At 33.3% G+C, this 20,690-nt stretch carries 17 protein-coding genes; all 17 read left to right on the top strand.

All coding sequences use genetic code 11. From position 1 onward, the window contains the following. The first annotated feature begins 21 nt into the window (after window positions 1-21). The 17 genes from PF026_RS05960 (at window position 22) to PF026_RS05880 (ending at window position 20,674) form a co-directional block, all read left to right on the top strand. The gene (locus tag PF026_RS05960) at window positions 22-4,113 is read left to right on the top strand and encodes a diguanylate cyclase domain-containing protein (RefSeq protein WP_270863600.1); all 4,092 of its coding nucleotides are present in this window, start codon (window positions 22-24) and stop codon (window positions 4,111-4,113) included. After that, window positions 4,110-4,964, top strand: a complete 855-nt coding sequence (locus PF026_RS05955; RefSeq protein ID WP_270863599.1) for an ATP phosphoribosyltransferase regulatory subunit — start codon at window positions 4,110-4,112, stop codon at window positions 4,962-4,964. Before PF026_RS05960 ends, PF026_RS05955 begins: the two co-directional genes overlap by 4 nt. A gap of 3 nt (window positions 4,965-4,967) precedes the next feature. After that, window positions 4,968-6,218 (top strand): adenylosuccinate synthase, encoded by a 1,251-nt coding sequence (locus PF026_RS05950; protein WP_270863598.1) that lies wholly within the window; start codon window positions 4,968-4,970, stop codon window positions 6,216-6,218. Window positions 6,219-6,236: 18 nt separating this feature from the next. Continuing rightward, window positions 6,237-6,788: a DUF507 family protein gene (locus PF026_RS05945; protein ID WP_270863597.1), complete on the top strand. Its 552-nt coding sequence runs from the start codon at window positions 6,237-6,239 to the stop codon at window positions 6,786-6,788. Next, window positions 6,788-7,906, top strand: a complete 1,119-nt coding sequence (carA, locus tag PF026_RS05940; RefSeq protein WP_270863596.1) for a glutamine-hydrolyzing carbamoyl-phosphate synthase small subunit — start codon at window positions 6,788-6,790, stop codon at window positions 7,904-7,906. The genes PF026_RS05945 and carA overlap by 1 nt, the downstream gene beginning before the upstream one ends. Beyond that, complete coding sequence (locus PF026_RS05935; protein WP_270863595.1) at window positions 7,906-8,568, top strand: sulfite exporter TauE/SafE family protein; 663 nt, start codon at window positions 7,906-7,908, stop codon at window positions 8,566-8,568. Before carA ends, PF026_RS05935 begins: the two co-directional genes overlap by 1 nt. After that, the gene (locus tag PF026_RS05930; protein ID WP_270863594.1) at window positions 8,565-9,794 is read left to right on the top strand and encodes a PAS domain-containing sensor histidine kinase; all 1,230 of its coding nucleotides are present in this window, start codon (window positions 8,565-8,567) and stop codon (window positions 9,792-9,794) included. Before PF026_RS05935 ends, PF026_RS05930 begins: the two co-directional genes overlap by 4 nt. Next, window positions 9,791-10,471 (top strand): response regulator transcription factor, encoded by a 681-nt coding sequence (locus PF026_RS05925; protein WP_270863593.1) that lies wholly within the window; start codon window positions 9,791-9,793, stop codon window positions 10,469-10,471. Before PF026_RS05930 ends, PF026_RS05925 begins: the two co-directional genes overlap by 4 nt. Before the next feature lie 132 nt (window positions 10,472-10,603). Further along, on the top strand, window positions 10,604-12,070 hold the full coding sequence (ccoN, locus tag PF026_RS05920; RefSeq protein ID WP_270863592.1) for a cytochrome-c oxidase, cbb3-type subunit I: 1,467 nt from the start codon (window positions 10,604-10,606) through the stop codon (window positions 12,068-12,070). Between the two features lie 14 nt (window positions 12,071-12,084). Beyond that, entirely contained in the window at window positions 12,085-12,777 is a 693-nt protein-coding gene (gene ccoO, locus PF026_RS05915; protein WP_270860560.1) for a cytochrome-c oxidase, cbb3-type subunit II, read from the top strand. A 10-nt stretch (window positions 12,778-12,787) separates the two neighbouring features. Further along, window positions 12,788-13,015, top strand: a complete 228-nt coding sequence (locus tag PF026_RS05910; protein WP_373566989.1) for a cytochrome c oxidase, cbb3-type, CcoQ subunit — start codon at window positions 12,788-12,790, stop codon at window positions 13,013-13,015. A 3-nt stretch (window positions 13,016-13,018) separates the two neighbouring features. Further along, window positions 13,019-13,882, top strand: coding sequence for a cbb3-type cytochrome c oxidase N-terminal domain-containing protein (locus PF026_RS05905; protein WP_270863591.1), 864 nt, complete (start codon window positions 13,019-13,021; stop codon window positions 13,880-13,882). 10 nt (window positions 13,883-13,892) lie between these two features. Then, window positions 13,893-14,108 carry a DUF4006 family protein gene (locus PF026_RS05900; protein WP_270860562.1) on the top strand — a complete coding sequence of 72 codons (216 nt, stop codon included), beginning with the start codon at window positions 13,893-13,895 and terminating at the stop codon, window positions 14,106-14,108. A 109-nt stretch (window positions 14,109-14,217) separates the two neighbouring features. Then, window positions 14,218-14,826, top strand: a complete 609-nt coding sequence (locus PF026_RS05895; RefSeq protein ID WP_270863590.1) for a hypothetical protein — start codon at window positions 14,218-14,220, stop codon at window positions 14,824-14,826. Continuing rightward, complete coding sequence (locus tag PF026_RS05890) at window positions 14,823-15,446, top strand: hypothetical protein (RefSeq protein WP_270863589.1); 624 nt, start codon at window positions 14,823-14,825, stop codon at window positions 15,444-15,446. Before PF026_RS05895 ends, PF026_RS05890 begins: the two co-directional genes overlap by 4 nt. Continuing rightward, on the top strand, window positions 15,403-17,811 hold the full coding sequence (locus tag PF026_RS05885) for a PD-(D/E)XK nuclease family protein (RefSeq protein WP_270863588.1): 2,409 nt from the start codon (window positions 15,403-15,405) through the stop codon (window positions 17,809-17,811). Before PF026_RS05890 ends, PF026_RS05885 begins: the two co-directional genes overlap by 44 nt. Further along, a complete protein-coding gene (locus PF026_RS05880) occupies window positions 17,795-20,674 on the top strand; it encodes a RecB-like helicase (RefSeq protein ID WP_270863587.1) in 2,880 nt (959 codons plus the stop codon). Before PF026_RS05885 ends, PF026_RS05880 begins: the two co-directional genes overlap by 17 nt. Window positions 20,675-20,690: the final 16 nt, after the last annotated feature.

Here is a 20,690-nt window from a genome sequence, read left to right as displayed (position 1 = left end):
TCATTTTAAATTTAGCAATCTTTGGATAAAATAAATTTTTTGGAATTTGCTATGTTTAACGCTAGAAGACAGAAAATTTCTTTTATAAAAAGATTTTATTTACTCGGATTATTTGTTGTATTTGTGATTTTTGCGGTTTTGGCTTCGGGAATTTATAGCAAAAAAAGTAGAATCGAACAAGATTTAAAATCTCAAAGCGAAATTGCCGTAAATCTTATGAAACACCATAATGATGACCTGATAAGCGAACTTGATGATATACAAAATAGCATTGTCTTGACTTCAAAGCCGCTTGAAGTAATGAATTCGAAAATGGATAAAAAAGACGAATTTAACGCTATTTTTTATCTGAAAAATGATTTGATTTTAGCTAGTGATTATAATAAAATCGCTTTCCCAAGCGAATTTGATATTGACAAATTTAAAGATAGCGTTAAAAAAAGCGGTTTTTATATTTCAGATTTTATATTTTACGGCGGAATTTATCGTTATTTTATTATTAAACAGGCTCAAAATGGTGCGTATTTGGTTGGTTTTGTCGATACAAAAAGCCTTGTTTCAAATTTTACTTTTCCAAATTCGCAAATTAGAATCTTAAATTCAAACGGACATTTTATTTCGGGTGTAAATGGCGACATCTACGATATTTACGGCGATTCGTTTAGTTTTAAAAAAACAGATAGACTTGTGCTTATAAAAGAAAAATTAGGCGGTTTTGATTTTTTATATATCAAAAATATTGCAAATACTCAAAATTTCGTCCTTGTTAAAAGAACTTTGTTTTCTGAGCTAAACGGCGAAGTTATTATGTTTTTGGTTATTTTGGCTTTATTTGGGCTTGTGGGATTATTTTTGTTAGCAAATATTTTCTTTTTAAATTCAAAAGTTATCGCTCCTATAAATGAAGTCAAAAAGATTTTAATGTCATCAAATAAAAACGCGGAAGTTTCGACCAAAATCATACAAAAGGGAATTTTTAAAGATTTTAGCGATGATATTTTGAAATTTTCTGATAAATTCAGCGCCAAGGATAGCGAGCTTGGTGATTTGAGTAAAAATTTTTATGATATTTTTAAACAAAGTTCTCTTTGCGTTTTGATTGTAGATGGTATAAGCGGTATGATTGTTGATTATAGCGAGACTGCAAAGCAAATTTACGGCGATGATATAGCCGAAAAAAATGTATTTGAAATTAGCGCAAATTCACTACTTGAAAGGCAGATTAACGAATTTAAGGCAAATTATGCAAATGAAAATTATATGATAGGTATGCAAAATACGATTAATGGTCAAAAAAGTATGTATATGCAAAAAAGCTATATTTACTCAAACGGAGCGGTTTTTATCGTATATATCATGTTTGATATGTCAAAATACATAAATTTACAAGAACAAACAAGTAAGCAGTATGAATTTATGCAAAATTCGCCTCAAATTATGATGGTTTATGATTTTAATGCTTCAAAAGTGTTAAATTTAACGAGTAATGCAAAAGCTATTTGGGGTTATGATTATTTTAAATTTATAAACGGCGAGATTGATTTTTTTAGTATTATTCATCTAAAAGATGTTCTTCGTGTGCGAAATGAAATAAAAAATAATATCTCACTTTTTGATACGACAAGAAGAGATAGTTTCGAGCAGACCTATCGCATAAGGCACTTGGATAACGAATACTACACTTATAGCGTTTTTGCAAAAATTTTGCACACAAAAGGGAAAGAGCTGATTATTTTTTATTTCAACAATATCGATACACTAACAAAATCCGAAGAAAAATCAAGATACGATAGCGAATTTTATAAAAATATCATTGACACACGGACTTTTGTAACTTGGGAAATGGATTTAAAATCCAAAACGATTGAATTCGACGGCAATTTTTTGAAAATTTTAAATTATGAAGATAAATATCATCAATATAGCATTTCTTTTGGTGATTTTAAAAATATGATTTTAGATGAAGATGTGCAAATTTTTAATAATGCACTAAATGATTATATAAACGGACAATGTGAAAAATTTATTGCAGAATATCGCATAAAAGGTAGATCGAATCAAATAATCTGGCTTAGTGTGCAGGGCAGAGCGACTAATCAAAAAGATGGCTTGATAACAAAAATTTCAGGTATTTTTGAAAATATTACCGAGCGAAAAGAGGCAGAAATTCAACTAAAACTAAATGCAAGTGTTTTTTCAAATTCTCACGAAGGCATTATGCTATGTGGCAAAGACGGTCTTGTAATGCGAACAAATAAAGCATTTAGCGATATTACAGGCTATAATGAAGAAGAAGTTTTGGGTCGCTATCCGTCATTTTTATTTGCAAAAAATAAAGAAGAGTATGTGCAGGCTTTAAGAAATTCGCTTACAAAAGATGATGTTTATAGAGATGAAATCGAGGGTCTAAGCAAAAAAGGCGAGATTATCCCTGCTATTGTTACTATAAATGCCATTAGGGACGATAAGGGCGAAATCACAAACTATATGATAATGTTTATGGAAATTTATGGCATCAAAGAAAGAGAAGAAAAATTGCAACTAATAGCACACTATGACGCTTTAACAAATTTGCCAAATCGAATTTATTTTATGCAGATTGCGCCTGAATTTATGCAAAAGGCAAAAGATAGCGGGAAATTTATGGCTGTTTTATTTATCGATTATGACGGATTTAAGGCGATCAACGATACTTACGGGCATGATGTTGGCGATATTTATCTGCGTGAAATTTCAGCCGTGATGAAAAAGGCACTTAGAGAAAATGACTTTTTAGCTAGGCTTGGCGGAGACGAATTTTGTGCTATTATCCCAAATATTGAAGATAAAAAAATACTAATGCCTATTTTAAATAGACTGCTTGAAGCTTCAAATACTAAATTCAATATAAAAAATGAAAAAATCGGAGCAAGTGCTAGTATCGGCGTGGTATTTTATAATGGCGATGAAGAAGTCGAATTTAAAGATTTGCTAAGCAGAGCCGATAAAGCAATGTATAATGCAAAAACGCTTCATAAAGGTGGATTTAGCATATATGAAGATATGAGTGCAAATTCGCAAGTAGATCGCCTTGTCGCGTCGATAAGAAATAATGAATTTTTTATGCTTTATCAACCGATGATAGATGCCAAAAATAACGAAATTTTCGGTTATGAGCTTTTACTTCGTTGGAATCATCCAAATATGGGCATTTTATTGCCGGGAGATTTTTTGTTAGATTTAAACGAAAGCGATTTGGAGAGAGTTTTAAGTATCTTTTCGCTTAGCAAACTAGCAGAATTTCAAAGCGAATTTGATTGCATTTGTAGCATAAATATAAGTTCTACTCAGCTTCAAAATAGCGAATTTTACGAGCATTTTGCAAAAACAATGGCTCAAAATCCAAATGTAAATCCTAGCAAATTTATTTTTGAAATTACTGATTTTGACGAAGAAAGTGTAGATAAATTTAAAAATATTTTTGAAAAATATGCCGAATTTGGTGTGAAATTTGCCATAAATAGCGTGAATTCTCAAAATATTGTGTTGGCAAAAAATTTGCCGTTTTATATGATAAAAGTTCAAAGAGACATTTGTCTAAATGCCAAAAAAAGTTATGATAATATCAAAATGCTAAAAGCCATTTTGCTTTATGCCGAAAAATTGGATTTAAAAGTCGGCGCACAAGGCATTGAAGATGATTTTTCGCTAAGATTGCTTAAAAATTTAGGTTTTGATTATTTACAAGGAAATGTGATTTCAAAAGCACTTAAAAAAGATGAAATCGCCGGTTTTGCCAATAAATTCAAAAAATTAAATCAGCCTAAGCCTATTTCAAAAACCGAATTTAACGATTTTTTGATTTTCTTAGATTACAAAAAAACGGCAGAAGAATTTATAAATTTGGTTCAAACAAAAAAAATCAATAAAGAAAATTTTAACTCATCAAAAGCAAAATTTAGCGAAATTTTAGAGCAAATTCAAACTGCTAAGAGTGATAATTTTAATTTAAATACAGAAATACATAAGCAAATTTTGGATATTCTTACGCTTGATTATGAAAATTTGCAAAATTTTGTGCGTGAATTTACGCCAAAACTTACGGCACTCATAAAAAACACGGAGGATTTATGATAGATAGTCTTAGTGCTGATTTTGAGCACGAAATTCCAAACGGATCAAGACTTTATTTTGGAAAAAATGCCGCTTTAAAACGAAAGATTGAAAATATTGCAAGTGAGATTTTGCTTAAAAATGATTTTAACGAAATTCTCACACCTTGTTTTTCGTATCATCAAAATTTAGGCGTTAAAAGCGGACTTTTGAAATTTTCTGACCCGCAAAATAATGAAATCGCTTTAAGAGCCGATAGCACCGTAGATGTCGTGCGTATCGTGCGAAGACGGCTAAAAAATGAAAATTTAAAACGCTGGTTTTATATGCAGCCGATTTTTAAATATCCAAGCAAGGAATTTTATCAAATCGGCGCCGAGATGATAGATGAGCGAAATTTGTCTCTTGCGATAAAAATTGCATTAGAAATTTTTAGCGAATTTGGTTTAAAGCCTGTTTTGCAGCTTAGCAATATCGAAATTCCAAAGCTGATTTGTCAAATTTTAGGCATTTCGATTGATGTTTTTGAAAAAGGTGCGATTGAAGTTTTGCTTCAAAAAGATATAAAATGGCTAAATGACATTACCAAAGCTACCACTTTGCAGGATTTAAAAGCTCTTAAAAACAGCGTTCCTAGCGAATTAAAAGATGCTATAAATGATATTGAAAATTTGGGAATTTCGTATGAAAATGTTCGAATTTCGCTTTTGTATTATTCAAAAATGCGATATTATGATGAGCTATTTTTTAGATTTTTAGACGCAAATTCGATACTTTGTAGCGGCGGAAACTACAAGATCGACGGCACAAATTCGAGCGGTTTTGCCGTTATGGTTGATGCAATGATAGAAAAAATTATATATAAGGATTAAAAAATGAGTAAGGCTGATTTGATTTTAGGCGTTCAGTGGGGCGATGAAGGCAAAGGCAAAATCGTCGATATGATTTGTGCTGATTATGATTTTGTTTGTAGAAGCGGCGGCGGACACAATGCAGGGCATACAATCTGGGTAAATGGCACAAAATACGCACTTCATTTGGTACCAAGTGGGATTTTAAATAAAAATACAATTAATATCATAGGAAACGGCGTTGTGGTCAATCCTGATGTTTTGATTACTGAAATGGCGCAGTTTGAGAATTTGCAAGGCAGATTTTTTATAAGTGAAAAAGCACATTTAAATTTAAGTTTTCACTCGCTCATAGATCAGGCAAAAGAAAAATTAAAAGGCGATAAAGCTATCGGCACGACGGGCAAAGGCATAGGTCCTGCGTATGCTGATAAAATCAACCGAACAGGTCATAGAGTGGGCGAACTTTTAGAGCCTGAAAAACTTAGTGAAGCCTTATCAAGGGATTTTGCGGCAAATAAATATATTTTTGATACGCTTGGCATAAATTTGCCGTCAAAACTTGAAATTTACGAAGAGCTAAAAAGATTTAAAAACACTCTTGCGCCATACATTGCAGATACTACAAATATGATTTGGAAAGCTTTGAGCGAAAACAAAAAGGTTTTAGTAGAAGGCGCACAAGGAAGTTTGCTTGATATTGATCATGGAACTTACCCTTATGTAACTAGCTCGAACACCGTTGCAGCGGGTGCTTGTAGTGGTTTAGGGCTTTCTCCAAAAGATATAGGCGAAGTCATCGGCATAGTAAAAGCTTACACTACACGCGTTGGAAACGGCGCATTTCCTACCGAAGATAAAGGCACACAAGGCGATATTATGTGCGAAGTAGGAAAAGAATTTGGTACGACAACAGGCAGACGAAGAAGATGCGGTTGGTTTGACGCTGTGGGTGTAAAATACGCTTCAAGGCTTAGCGGAATCGATAAATTCGCATTGATGAAACTTGATGTTTTAGACGGATTTGAAAAAATCAAAATTTGCAAAGCTTATAAACTTGGCGAAAAGATAATTGATTATTTTCCTGTAAATTTAGACGAAGTCGAGCCAGTTTATGAAGAAATGGACGGTTGGGAGAGCGTAAAAGGTGTCTCTAAATTTGAAGATTTACCAAAAAATGCGCAAATTTACATTAAAAAAATAGAAGAATTAACAGGCGTTAAAGTTGGGTTTATTTCAACTAGCCCAGAGCGAACCGACACGATTATTTTATAATAACAGAAAGGCGGAAATATGCGTATAAGATTATCACATGTCCCGTATATCGCACATAAGATCGCGATTGATTTAGTGAATTCAGGGTTTGTTACGCTTACTAGCGGTTTAGAGCCTGTCTCAAAAGCGGCAGATGAAATTTTGCGAAGTGATTTGATGAAGGAAAGAGCCATAGAAGAAAGGGCAAATGAAATCATCGACGCGCGAATCGATGAAATGGATAGTATGCAAGTTGATAAGAAAAATATGTTTTGGCTTATAAAGAAAAAACTTGCCGAAGAAGCAAATTTCAGTCTTAATTACGAAGATAGATACTCAAATTTATCGCATGAAATTTTAGAAACTATTTGGAAAAAAAGCTTGATTGATTACTCTGTTTCGGAAAACAAGGTAAAAAATGTGATTTACATTTCGATTGAAGATTATCTTAAAAATTTCGAAAAAATCGAAGATATAGTTATCGAAAAAATCGAAGGCTATAAACGAAAATTGATCCCCGGAACAGAAGAATACGATATGGTTTTTGAAAAACTCTATGAAGAAGAATTACGCAAAAAAGGTATGTTTTAATGAAAGCTTATATTTATATTGAAAACGGCGTGTATTTGGAAGCAAAGGCTTTTGGTAAGGGCGGAAGTGCATTTGGCGAACTTGTGTTTAACACTTCAATTACAGGCTATCAAGAAATAATCTCTGATCCAAGTTATGCCGGGCAGTTTATAGTTTTTACTATGCCTGAAATCGGCATTGTCGGCACAAATAGTTTTGATAACGAAAGCTCAAAAATTCACGCAAGTGGAATTTTTATCAGAAATTTTAATAACAACCCGTCAAATTTTAGAAACGAAGCAAATTTAGAAGAGTATTTTATCAAAAACGGCAAATTCGGAGTTTATGACATTGATACTAGATATTTAACCAAAATGCTTCGCGATCAAGGTAATTTGCGTGTTTTTGTTTCAACCGAAATCAGCGATAAAGAGATGCTTAAAAATGCTTTGGCAAATTCAGCTAGAATCGAAGAGGTAAATTATGTCAGCATTGTTAGCACCAAAAGTGGCTACGCCCATGAAAACGGCTCTTGGGATTATGCTAAAAATGAGTATAAAAAAATCGAATCTTGTGGCAAAAAAGTCGCCGTTATGGACTACGGCGTAAAGCGAAACATCTTAAATGAGCTTGGAACGCTTGGCATACAAACTCAAATTTTCCCGCACGATACCAAAGCAGATACGCTAATTGATAAATTTAAAAAAGGCGAAATTCACGGAATTTTCCTTTCTAATGGCCCCGGCGAACCAAAAATGCTAAAAGCCGAAATAGCAGAAATTAAAAAAATGATAGAAGCAAAAATTCCTATTTTTGGAATTTGCCTAGGACATCAGCTTTTAAGCAATGCAATGGGCTATGAAACTTACAAGCTTAAATTCGGACAACACGGCGCAAACCACCCCGTGCAAAATCAATTTAGCAAATCAATCGAAATCACGGCGCAAAACCATAACTACAATGTCCCTGAAAGCATAGCAGAAGTTGCCGAAATAACGCATAGAAATTTATTTGATGGCACGATTGAAGGCGTTAGATATAAAAATTATCCTGTTTTTTCGGTCCAACACCACCCAGAAGCAAGCTCTGGTCCAAATGAAAGCAAATATATTTTTAAAGAATTTTTAGAAATTTTATAATGTCAAATTTAGTTAGCATTATCCCTATGGCAGTGTTGATGAGTTTTGGGCATTGCCTAGGGATGTGCGGCGGTTTTGTCATTGCCTACAACACAAAACTAACAAAAAAAACCAAATTCCAAGCCTTTATTTACGCTTTGAGTTACCATTTAAGCAGAGTTTTTGCATATATAAGTTTAGGAATTTTAGGCGGATTTTTTGGTTCTTTTTTTAAATTTAGCCAAAAAAGTTTAGGATTTTTGCACTTTTTTATCGGAATTTTGCTTGTGATTTTTGGGATCGCGCTTTTAAAACGGGGTGCGCTTTTAAAATTTATAGAAAACGATAAAATTTGGTCTAAATTTCTAGCAAAACCTACTAAATTTGCAATGCAAAGCGAGAATTTAAGCGGATTTTGTTTGCTTGGTTTTTTAAACGGACTTTTGCCGTGCGGCGTTGTATATACGGCTCTTGCTATGGCGATTATGTCGGCAGATATAGCACAAGGCGCACTCATAATGGCAGTTTTTGGAATTTGCACACTTCCTACGCTGTTAGGTTTTTCTTTTGTGATAAATTTATTAGGTTTAAAGTTTAAAAATACTATGCTAACGCTGTCGGCAATTTTTATAATTGCTTATGGAATTTACAAGGCATTTACGGGGTTTATGGCGACAATATGAAAAAAACTCAGGCAAAATTAAAGCAATATCAAGATGCGATTGATGCGAGTAATATTGTTTCAAAAACCGACATTAACGGCATTATAACCTTTGTAAATGATGAATTTTGCAAAATTAGCGGTTATTCTAGACAAGAACTTATCGGTTCTCCGCATAATATAGTTCGCCACCCAGATGTCAAAAAATCAGTTTTTAAAAAGCTTTGGGAGACCATTTTAGCTAAAAAAGTTTATAAAGGTATAGTTAAAAATTTATCAAAAGACGGCAGAGCGTTTTATCTAAATGCAACGATTATTCCGATTTTAGATGATAACGGCGAGATAGAAGAATTTGTTGCTATTCGCCACGATGTAACAAATGTTATTTTGCTTAACGAACACCTTACGCAGCTTAGAGTAGAGTTAAACGAGTTAAATCAATCACTAGAAAATAAAGTAAAAGAACAAACCAAAGAACTCACTATATTAAATGCGAATTTGGAAAAAAGAGTAGAAGAAGAGATTGCTAAAAATGAGCAAAGTAGTCGCATTATGTTTAGGCAGTCTCGCCTTGCTTCTATGGGCGAAATGATGGCAAATATCGCTCATCAGTGGCGTCAGCCGTTAAGCGAACTTAGTATTGATCTTTTTAAAATGAAGCAAAATTTGGAAGATAAAGATGAGTTTTTAGATACTTACGAACATGCAAAACAGGTCATCAAAAACATGTCCAATACGATTGATGATTTTAGAAATTTCTTCAACGCAAACAAGCCGGTTGAAAATTTTTTGGTTAGTAGTTGTGTTGATGATGCTATGATTATGTTAAAAGGAACGCTTGATAGAAATGATATAAAAATCGATGTGAAAAGTCAAAAAAATGTTTTTGTATATGGTCATCAAAGCGAACTTACACAAGTTTTTATGAATATTTTAGTAAATGCAAAAGACGCATTTAAAAATAGTAAAATAAAAAGTAAAAAAATTCAAATTTCAATCAAATCAAATGATAAATTTGCGATTATCGATATAAAAGACAACGCAGGAGTCATAAAAGACGAGATTATGGAAAGAATTTTTGAGCCTTATTTTACGACTAAGCATAAATCTTCTGGTACCGGTCTTGGGCTATATATGTCAAAAATGATAATTGAGCACATGAAAGGCGAGATAATCGCAGAAAATTTGAAAAATTGGGTAAATTTTAAAATAATACTGCCGTTGGCAAAAGAAGAGGGGGGCGTATGAGTGTAGCGTTGAAGGAATTAAGTGTCCTTTTAGTTGAAGATGAAGCGAAAATTCGTGATTTGTTAGCTAGCGTTATGGAAAAAGTTTTCAAAAAGGTCATAACGGCGCAAAACGGCGAAGAGGGTCTGAAAAAATTTAAAAAATTTAATCCAAATATCGTCATAACCGATATTTTAATGCCGATTCGTGATGGTTTGGAGATGTCAAAAGATATTAGAGCTATTTCGCCTGGGACGCCGATTGTGGTTTTAAGTGCGTTTAATGACAAAGACAAACTTATGCAAGCCATTGAAATCGGCATAAATAAATATCTTTTAAAACCGATTGATATGGACGAGCTAATCTATGCGATTGAGACTTTGGCGAAAGCTAAAATAGATTCTTCAAATTTGATAGAAATCGGCAAAAATTACACTTTTAGTCCTACAAAAAAAGTTCTTATTAAAAACGGAGTTGAAATCCCACTAACTAAAAAAGAGCTAGCATTTATTTCGCTTTTGATAAATCGTCTTGGAACGCTTGTTTTACACTCTGACATCAAAAAAAATGTCTGGATAGGCGAAAGTGTAAGCGATGCGGCGATTCGAACTTTTATTAAACGAGTTAGAGATAAAGTAGGGGCTGATTTTATCAAAAACATACCAGGTCTTGGATATAAGATCGATACAAAACTATGAATTTATCGAAGCTTAAAGATTAAATTTTAAATAAATATAAATTTAATACTTTAAGCTTACTTGTAGCAATTAAAGATTATAATTACATTAAAGTGTTATCTTAATAATACTAAATTTCTAGGAGGATTTTTAATGCAACCAGGAAAAGCATTAAGTTACGACTATTCGGTCGCTAAGTTGTTCTTGTTTTCTACTCTTGCATTTGGTATTATCGGTATGCTTATTGGAACGCTAATTGCATTTCAACTCGCATGTCCTGATTTAAACTACCTTTTGGGTGAGTATGGAACTTTTAGTCGCCTTAGACCGCTACATACAAATGGCGTTGTTTATGGCTTTATGCTTTCAGGAATTTGGGCTACATGGTATTATGTAGGTCAAAGAGTTTTGAAAGTTTCAATGGCCGAGTCTGGTTTTTTGATGTTTATCGGAAAGCTTCACTTTGTTCTATATATTTTGATTATTCTTTTAGCTGTTGTTACGCTTTTTGCAGGTATTTCAACATCAAAAGAGTATGCAGAACTTGAATGGCCAATCGATATACTTGTCGTAGTTGTTTGGGTTTTATGGGGTATTTCGATTTTCGGTTTAATCGGAATTAGAAGAGAAAAAACTCTATATATCTCTATTTGGTATTATATCGCTACTTTCCTTGGCGTTGCAATGCTTTATTTGTTTAACAACATGGAAATTCCTACAAGATTATTAACAGGTATGGGAAGCTGGATTCACTCTGTTTCTATGTATGCAGGAAGTAACGATGCTATGGTTCAATGGTGGTGGGGACACAACGCTGTTGCGTTCGTATTTACTGTTGCTATTATTGCTCAAATTTATTATTTCCTACCAAAAGAGAGCGGACAATCTGTTTATTCTTATAAACTATCATTGTTTTCATTTTGGGGCTTAATGTTTATTTATCTATGGGCTGGCGGACACCACTTGATTTACTCAACTGTTCCTGATTGGGTTCAAACTATGGGTTCTGTTTTCTCTGTTGTCTTGATTTTGCCATCATGGGGCTCTGGTATTAATATCCTTTTAACAATGAAAGGTGAATGGAATCAATTAAGAGAAAATCCACTAATCAAATTTATGGTTTTAGCTTCAACTTTCTATCTATTCTCAACACTAGAAGGTCCAATCCTTTCAATCAAATCAGTAAATGCTCTTGCACACTTTACAGATTGGATCCCGGGACATGTTCATGATGGAACACTTGGTTGGGTTGGATTTATGACAATTGCAGCTATGTATCACATGGTTCCTAGAATTTTCAAAAGAGAGCTTTATTCAAAATCTTTAATGGAAGCTCAATTTTGGATTCAAACAACAGGTATTGTTTTATTTTTCAGCTCAATGTGGATTGCAGGTATCACACAAGGTATGATGTGGAGAGCGACAGATGAATTTGGTAGCCTTGCATATCAATTTATCGATACAGTAACTGTTTTGGTTCCTTATTACTGGATTAGAGCAGTCGGCGGTGCATTATATTTCATAGGTTTAGTTATGTTTGTATATAATGTTCTTAAATCAGTTAGTTCAGGTAGAAGTATCGCAGAAGAACCTCGCAGTGCTTCACCGATGGCAGCATAATAAAGGAGGATAAAATGTTTAGTTGGTTAGAAAAAAATCCATTCTTCTTTGCAGTTGCCGTTTTTGTTGTTATTGCTTATGCAGGCGTGGTAACAGTTTTACCAAACTTTGCAGAAAGTGCTAGACCGATTGAAGGTAAAAAACCTTATAGCGTTCTAGAACTAGCAGGTCGTCATGTTTATATTCAAGATAGCTGTAATGCTTGTCATTCACAACTTATCAGACCGTTCAAAGCCGAAACAGACAGATACGGTGCTTACTCAAAAACAGGCGAATTTGCTTATGATAGACCTTTCCTTTGGGGTTCAAAAAGAACAGGTCCGGATCTTGCTCGTGTAGGAAATGCTAGAACTGCTGATTGGCATGAAAAACACATGAAAAATCCAACAGAAGTAGTTCCGGGTTCGATTATGCCTGCTTACAAGCACATGTTTGTTAAAAATGCAGACCTAGAAACTGCGTTTGCAGAAGCCCTAACGGTTAAAAAAGCGTTCAATGTTCCTTATGATCAAGCAGGTATGCCACAAGTCATACTAGACGAATCTAAATCTGCACAAGAAAATTTTGATATGCTACAAGATCAAATCAAAAAAGAGGCAGCAGTTATAGTTAGTCAAATGAAAGATCAAGATGTCAAAGATGCGTTCGCAAGAGGCGAGATTAGACAAATCGTTGCTTTGATCGCATATATGAATAGCCTAAAATAAAGGATTTTCGGTGAATTTGGATATGGATACTATAAGAAGTTTGCAAGCTTACGGATACGCATTTGCGGTTATGATTTTAAGTTTTGTGCTTTATGCTTATTGGTTTCATTTAAAAAGATCTGAAAAAACAGGTCGTAGAAACTATGAAAAGTATGGAAATTTAGTAATCGATGATGAGCTAAGCGACGAGATTATCGAACCCAAAAGAGCCGATGAAAACGAGAAAAAGGAGCAATAAATTATGAAATGGTTTAATTTAAGTGATAGTGTAAATTCTCTGTCGCTTTTAGGAGCTTTGGCTATCTTGCTCATAAGTGCCTTTGTTATAGGTGGTTATGTCAAAAAAATGAAAGTTGCCAAAGATAAAGTTGAAAGCACGGGCGAAGAGTGGGACGGCATCGGCGAACTTAAAAATAATTTGCCGACAGGCTGGGCAATATCTTTTATCGCGGTTATGGTATGGGCTTTGTGGTATTTCTTTTTAGGTTACCCGCTAAATTCATACTCACAAATCGGCGAGTATAATGAAGAAGTTAAGGCTCATAATGCAAAATTTGAACAAAACTTTGCAGGTGCCGATAAAGCAACTTTAAAAAATATGGGCGAGAGTGTTTTCTTGGTTCAATGCGCTCAATGTCATGGCGTTAGCGGTGATGGCATAAACGGCGTAGCAAGAGATTTGACGAAATGGGGCAGCGAAGCAGGTATCGAAGATGCTATTATTAATGGTTCAGAAGGTATGGAATATCCTTTGGGTATGATGAGCAAAGCTGCTGATTTAGGTATCGATAATAATACTGCAAAAGCAATCGCTGCCTATGTCGCAAAAGAAGTTTCTGCTATCAAATCTACTAAAAATGAAAATTTAGTATCACAAGGAAGAGAAGCTTTTGGTGTTTGCGCATCTTGCCACGGCGAAGACGGCAAAGGTATGGACGGCTCAGCACCGGATCTTACAAAATATGGTTCAAGTGAATTCGTAAAAGAAGTTCTAAATAGAGGTAAAGCCGGTTCAATCGGTGTTATGCCTTCATTTACGGACGGAAGACTTAGCGAAGTTCAAAAACAAGCAGTCGGCGAATTTATTTCGTCTTTGGCAGAATAAGGAGCAAACTATGGAAAATACAAGTAGAAGTGTTTTTGCGTTAAATGGCGTTACAGGAATGCTTATTGCTACCGTTCTTTTGCTTTCAATCTTGGCTACTTTGACAGTGCTTGGTATCGGCGCACAACAATCAGTTATGCAAAAACCATACAAGCTAAATAACCCTGCAAGTGTTGAAATGAGAAGTAGCATTGAAGTTCAAAAAAATACAATGGTAAAGGAGTAGGATATGTCAGCAGGATTACTTGAAAAAGTCATACTTCTTCTAATAATTGCACTTGCTGTTGCAACAGCCGGTTCAGTTCTTACTTCAAATATATTGTATATAGGTTAGTATGAGACTAAATTTGATTACAAAGGGCGCTTTGTGCGTCCTTTTCTTTTTTTGTGTAAATTTGCAGGCAAATTTTGTTGTGCAAAATGATGATATTTTGCAACCTGAGCTTATTTCGCAGCTTGAAAGTATAGGAAATGAGCTATATCAAAAAACAGGCGTAAATTTATCCGTTGCTGTGCTTAAAAATTTACAGAACAAAAGTTTAAGCGAAAAAGGTAGTGAATTTACGGCAAATTTAAAAAATCCGTATATATTTTTGATTTTTACAAATGACGAACATAAAATTCAAATTTATAATTCGCAAGATACGCAAAATCTTTTTGACAAAGAGCAAATTCTAAGTCCTATGCCAAATCGTGGCTCGATTATTCCGATTTTGGTAAATCACAAAAGAGATGCAAATATGACTGGAATCATAAATGCTGCCATTTTAAACGGATATGCCGATATTGCCGATCAGGTTGCAAAATCGCAAGGCATAGAGCTTGAAACTTCTATCGGAGATACAAATAGAATTTTCATAAACACACTTAGATATATTTTTTATGGAACCCTTGCATTTGCGATTTTTATGTATTTTTATAGTAGGAAAAAGAAAAAACAATGAGCGAAAATAAAAAATTTAATCCATGGCCTTATGCGATAATGCTCTCTTTTGTCGCAATCATCGCAGCTATTATCCATACAGTGGTTATCGCACTTGATAATCCTGTGCATGAAGATGGCTTTATGGGAAAATATCAAGAAGTCGATCACGGATATAATGAAATTCAAATTTCACAAGCAAAATTTGATGAAAAGTATCAAGTTTATATTGCCGAATTCGTAGCAAACGAAGGAGAGAGTGAAATCGTAAAGCCAAAAGATAACACAGATATAAATGTGCTAAATTTTGAAAAATCTTTTTTAAAATCTTTAAGAGAAGATGGCGTAAATCAAGAAAATATCGCTGTTTTGGCGCCTAATTATGAACTTATTAATGGTAATAAAATTAAATTTAAAATAGCTTTTAAGCCAAATACTGATAAAATGGACGCACAAATTCGCCTTACGCGACCTGAGACCAATGAATTTAATCAAGATTTATCGGCTAAATTTGAAAACGGATTTATAAGCGTCGATGAGTTTGAAGTCCCACAAAAAGGTCGTTGGCAAGTCATAGTTAGACTTGATGACGGCGAGAATGCGGGGTTTTACAAATTTGAGTTTATCAGCATTAAAAAATAACCTAATCGTCTTTTCTACAAACAGAAAAATCAGAGAATTTAAAAAAGATAGTAGCGATTTTATACTGCCAAAAACGCTTAGTCTTGGCGAGTTTTTGCAAAAAGCGATAATCGTAAAAAATCTTAGCAAATGCGGTGAAATTTCGCAAATTTTATATATGCAACAAGCATGCGAAAAGACAAAAAAAATCACACAAACCCTGAATTTTCCGAGCGAATTTTTTGAATTTATGAAAAATAGCGAGTATTTGTTTAAATTTTTCAAAGAGCTAAAAACTGCCAAGAAAGGTATCAAAGATATAGTTTTAGCCGATACTTACGACAGCTACAATGAGCATTTACAAATTTTAGATGAGCTTTTGAAATGCTATCTTGAAATTTTAAAGCAAAACGGCGTTTATGATGACATTAGCGTTTGTGATTTGTATGAGATAAATGAAAGCTTTATCAAAGAATTTGAAAGTATCCAAATTTACATTGACGGATTTTTGAGCGAGTTTGAGTTTGAAATCATCGCAAAATGCGCAAATTTGACAAATTTAAAACTTATTTTCAAAAATACAAATTTTAATAAAAAAGTCGTTGAAAAAATTGCAAATTTAAGTGGAATTTTGCCGCAAGAATTTAAACTTAACAAAGAATACACGCTAAATTTAAGTCAAAAATTCATCGAAAAAAGTGAAAATTTACCAAAATGTGTCGAAATTTTGGTAAAACATTTTTCGCTTAGAAGTTTGCAGTGTGCCTTTGTTTTTGAAAAAATTTCAACATTTATAAAAAAAGGCATAAAGCCAGAAAATATCGCTGTAATCTTGCCTGATGAAGAATTTGCCGATATTTTAAGATTGCATGATAAATACAATATGCTAAATTTTGCAATGGGCAAAAAGATTGCTAGGACGCTATTTTACCGCGTTTTATCAAAGATAAATGAGAGCATTAAAGAAAATGCTTTTGTAGATTTTAGCGCAGTAAAAAATGAAATTTCCAATGAATATTCGCTATTTTTTTTACAAATCGGCTTGAAAGAAAGCTTGTATGAAAGGATAAAAATAAATTTCGAACAGGTGGTCGAATTTAGCGAATTTAGCGATATTATAAATGAAATTTTGAGTTTGAAAAATGAAAATTTGAACGAGTTTATAGCAAAACCACTTTTTATGATAGAAATTTTTTTACAAAAAAACACTCTTTGTTTAAAAGAGACGATCGAGCTTTTTTTAATACTGCTTAGTGATGTCAAAATCCCACATATCGGCGGTGGCGCTGTGAGTGTTTTAGGCGTTTTAGAAAGTAGGGGTATGAAATTTGACGGCGTTATTATTATCGATTTTAACGATGATTTAGTGCCAAATCGTAGTAGCGGAGAGATGTTTTTAAGTTCAGCTGTGCGAAAAGAAGCAGGACTAATTAGCCACGCTGATAGAGAGAATTTGCAGAGATTTTACTACGAAAGCTTGATAAATTCGGCAAAATTTGTTGCCATAAGCTACGAAAAATCGGAAGAAAAACTAAAATCTCGTTTTTTAAATAATTTTTCATACAAAGAAGATAATGATTTTAGTGAAGATGACTATCTGCAAACCTTTGGAAACGACCAAAAAATGGTGATGAAAAACGATGAGCCAATTATTAAAAAAGAAGATTTTTTTAAAGAAACATTATCATTTTCAAGGCTAAATTGCTATTTAGAGTGCAAGCGAAAATATTACTACAAATACATAGAAAAAATCGATGAAAATGTCCTATTTAACGAAACTGACAACTTTGCAAAAGGAAATGTTTTGCATGAAAGTTTTGAAGAATTTTACAAAGAAAACGCCAAATTTGACTTTGATAAATTTAAAATTATATATGAAAAAAAGGCAAAAAACAGACATTTAAATGAATTTGATATAGCTTTAAATTTGTTAAATATCAAAAAAATCGCCGATAATTTTTTATTTGAACACGAACGGGATTTTTCGTGCAAAAAATGCGAATTTGAGCTTAACGAGCGCGAATTTAACGGCATTAAAATCAAAGGCAAAATCGATAGAATCGATGAAAACGGCGTGGGCGAGATTTTTGTGATTGATTACAAAAGCGGTAGCAAAAAAGATAATTCTTATCAACTTGCATTTTATGAAGCCTTGTTGGATAGGCCTTGCAAAAGCAAATTTATCTTTTTTGGAAGTGGCGAAGTTTGCGAAGCTGGCAAAGATTTTGGAGTAGAAAATTTAAAAATTCTCATAAATGAACTAAAAGATGAATTTAAAAATGAAGTGAATTTTGGTTGCACTACGCAGGGTGGCAAAAAGCCTATTTGCGAATACTGTCCGTATCAAATTATCTGCAAAGGAAAAGTTGATGCTACCACAAGATAAGCTGTATTGGGCATTAGAAGCCAGTGCCGGAACTGGAAAAACATTTAATCTAGCCGTGCGATTTATCGAGCTTATTTTAAGCGGGGCTGGGATTAGCCAGATTATGGCGCTAACCTTTACTAAAAAAGCAGCAAATGAGATGAAAGAGCGGATAATTCGTAATTTTTTAAATCTTGAAAATCAAAAAAACGAGCTTGAACTCATCAAAAAAGATTTAAATTTAAACGAAAATGAGATAATTTCGCTCAGAGATAAACGAAAAGATGAGTTTTTAAAAGCTAATTTAAATATCTCGACCTTTGATTCATTTTTCAATAAAATCATAAAACTTTTTGCCCTAAATTGTGGCGTAGATCCGCATTTTGGCATTGATGATACCATTTTAAAACACCAGCAGAAAATATTTATCGACGAGATTATAAAAAATCCGATGGATTTTGCAAATTTGATAAATTTGATTGCAAATTTGGACGCCAAAAAAGATAAAATTTTATCAAATTTGGACTATTTGCAAGAAAATCAAGTCGAAATTCCAAATTTCACAAACCCAAAATTTCCAAATTTAAATAGTATAAATTCTTTGCTTGATGAGATTTTAGAGCTTTTAAAAAAAGGTGAATTTTCGCAAAAAGCCATTGATATTTTTGACAAACCTAGAAAAATTTCTGAAATTATGAAAATTTCGGTGCTAAATCGCGAGACATTATCAGAGCATAGTTTTTTTAAAAAAGCCTACACGCCTGAACTTGACGAGAAATTCATCGCTTTAAAAGATGAGATTAAAAAATATTTAGACGAGCTTGAAATTTACAATCTTAGCGAACTAGCCAAATTTATCAAAACTTATAAAAATGCAAAAACTAAATTTAACAAAACAAGCTCAAAACTCACATATAGCGATGTTTCATCGCTTGTTTATGATTTGCTTTGTGGTGGCAAAATCGATACAAATTTGCTATATTTTAGGCTTGATAGTAAAATCACGCATTTGCTAATCGATGAATTTCAAGACACTAGCGTTTCGCAGTATAAAATCATGCACCCGCTAATTAGCGAAATAGTTGCAGGAGCTGGGCAAAACGGCGTTGGAAGCTTTTTTTATGTGGGAGATAAAAAGCAGAGCATTTATGGCTTTCGTGGTGCAAAAAAAGAGCTATTTGACGCACTTAGAGATGAATTTTTGCAAATTCGAACAACAAATTTGGATACAAATTATCGTAGTTTAAAGCTTTTGGTTAAATTTGTAAATTTTGTTTTTAAGGATAAATTTGACGGCAAATTTGTAGAGCAAAAATGCAACAATGCTCTTAACGGAAATGATCTCGCAAAATCGCAAGAATATATAAAAAACAATCCAAATTTTAGCCTTTTTGAGATCGAAAATGACGATTACGGCTATGTAAAATCGCTTAGTAGCGATGAAATTTTTGATGAAGTTTTAAACCAGATCGCATTTTTACGCCAAAATGGGGTTGATGATGGTGACATAACGGTGCTTTGCTGGAAAAATGAAGATTGCGAAAGCCTAAAAGAGATGTTGGAGAGCAAGGGTATTGGAGTAACGATAAATAGCACAAAAAAATTGCGTTCTGTAAAAGAGATCGCTAGTATCGTAGAATACGCTAAATTTTGCCTAAGCGGGGCTAAAATTTACGAGCGAAATTTAAATTCTCTATTGGGTTTTACTCCTGAGCGTGAGAGCTTGGATTTTAGACAAAATCCGCAAATTTTAGCCAAAAAAATAGCAAAAATTTTAAAAATCGAGCTGAATAATGAAAATATTTTGCTATTTTTTGAAGTGTTAAATAAATATAAAAACTTCATTGAGTATATTTACGCAAACGACGATACCAACGCATTTTCACAAAGTAGTAGCGGCGTAAATTTAATGAGTATTCATAAATCAAAAGGGCTGGAATTTGATCATCTAATCGTTTGCGATTTAGTTGGCGGCAAAAAACACAATGCAGATAATTTTTTGATAAATTATGATACAAATGCTAAAAAATGGCAGATAAAATACAAAGTTTCGGGGCGTGAAAATGTGGATAGCCGGTATAGCAATCTTAAAGAAAAACTTGAAAAAATAGAAAAAGATGAGAAAATAAACGATATTTATGTGGCCTTTACAAGGGCTAAAAAATCGCTAATCATCATTAAAAAAGCTAACCCAAACGGCAAAAGTCCTAGCTATTTTGTCCCCTATGAAACGGGCAGCGGCAATAATAAAGTTTTACATGATGATTACTTGGATTTGGGCGATTTTGAGTATGGTTTTGTTATACCAAGTGCGCCAAAAGCTATCACAAAATCTGCGCCACAAAAGATAGCTTTTGATGAAAGTATCCCAAAACAGCTAGTTAGCGATAATGAAAGCGATATAGATGAAAACGGAGAGAGTATCACAAACTACAAATCGCAAATTTTTGGAACCGCACTTCACTACGCTCTTGAAATGTGCGAAAAATTTGATGAAAATTCGCTTAAAATAGCGCTTATGGCAAGTAAAAATAAATTCGGGCAGTTTTTGGGTATTGAGAGCTTTGAGAATATCGAAAAAAGAATTTTAAATTTGATAAATTCGTATAAATTTAGCGAACTTTTAAATGGCGCAAAAATTTATAAAGAAGTCCCTTTTAAAACGCAAGACGGCGAATTTAGGCAAATAGATTTGCTTTTAGTTAAAGAAAATGAAGCCATTATAATTGATTATAAAAGTAGCAAAAATGATGAATTTTTTGAAAAAAACCGTGGGCAGGTCGAATTTTATAAAAACTCATTAAGCCAAATTTATTCAAATTTGCAAATTCGCGGATTTATAGCTATTTTGAACTATAACAAAACTGAATTTTACGAAATTTAAGTAGTTGAATTTCCCC

The organism is Campylobacter sp. CS_NA3, assembly GCF_027797495.1.
In the GTDB taxonomy this organism is placed as follows: Bacteria; Campylobacterota; Campylobacteria; order Campylobacterales; family Campylobacteraceae; genus Campylobacter_B.
The sequence above is the reverse complement of the archived record's forward strand: the minus strand, read 5'-3'. Positions and strand labels throughout refer to the sequence as shown.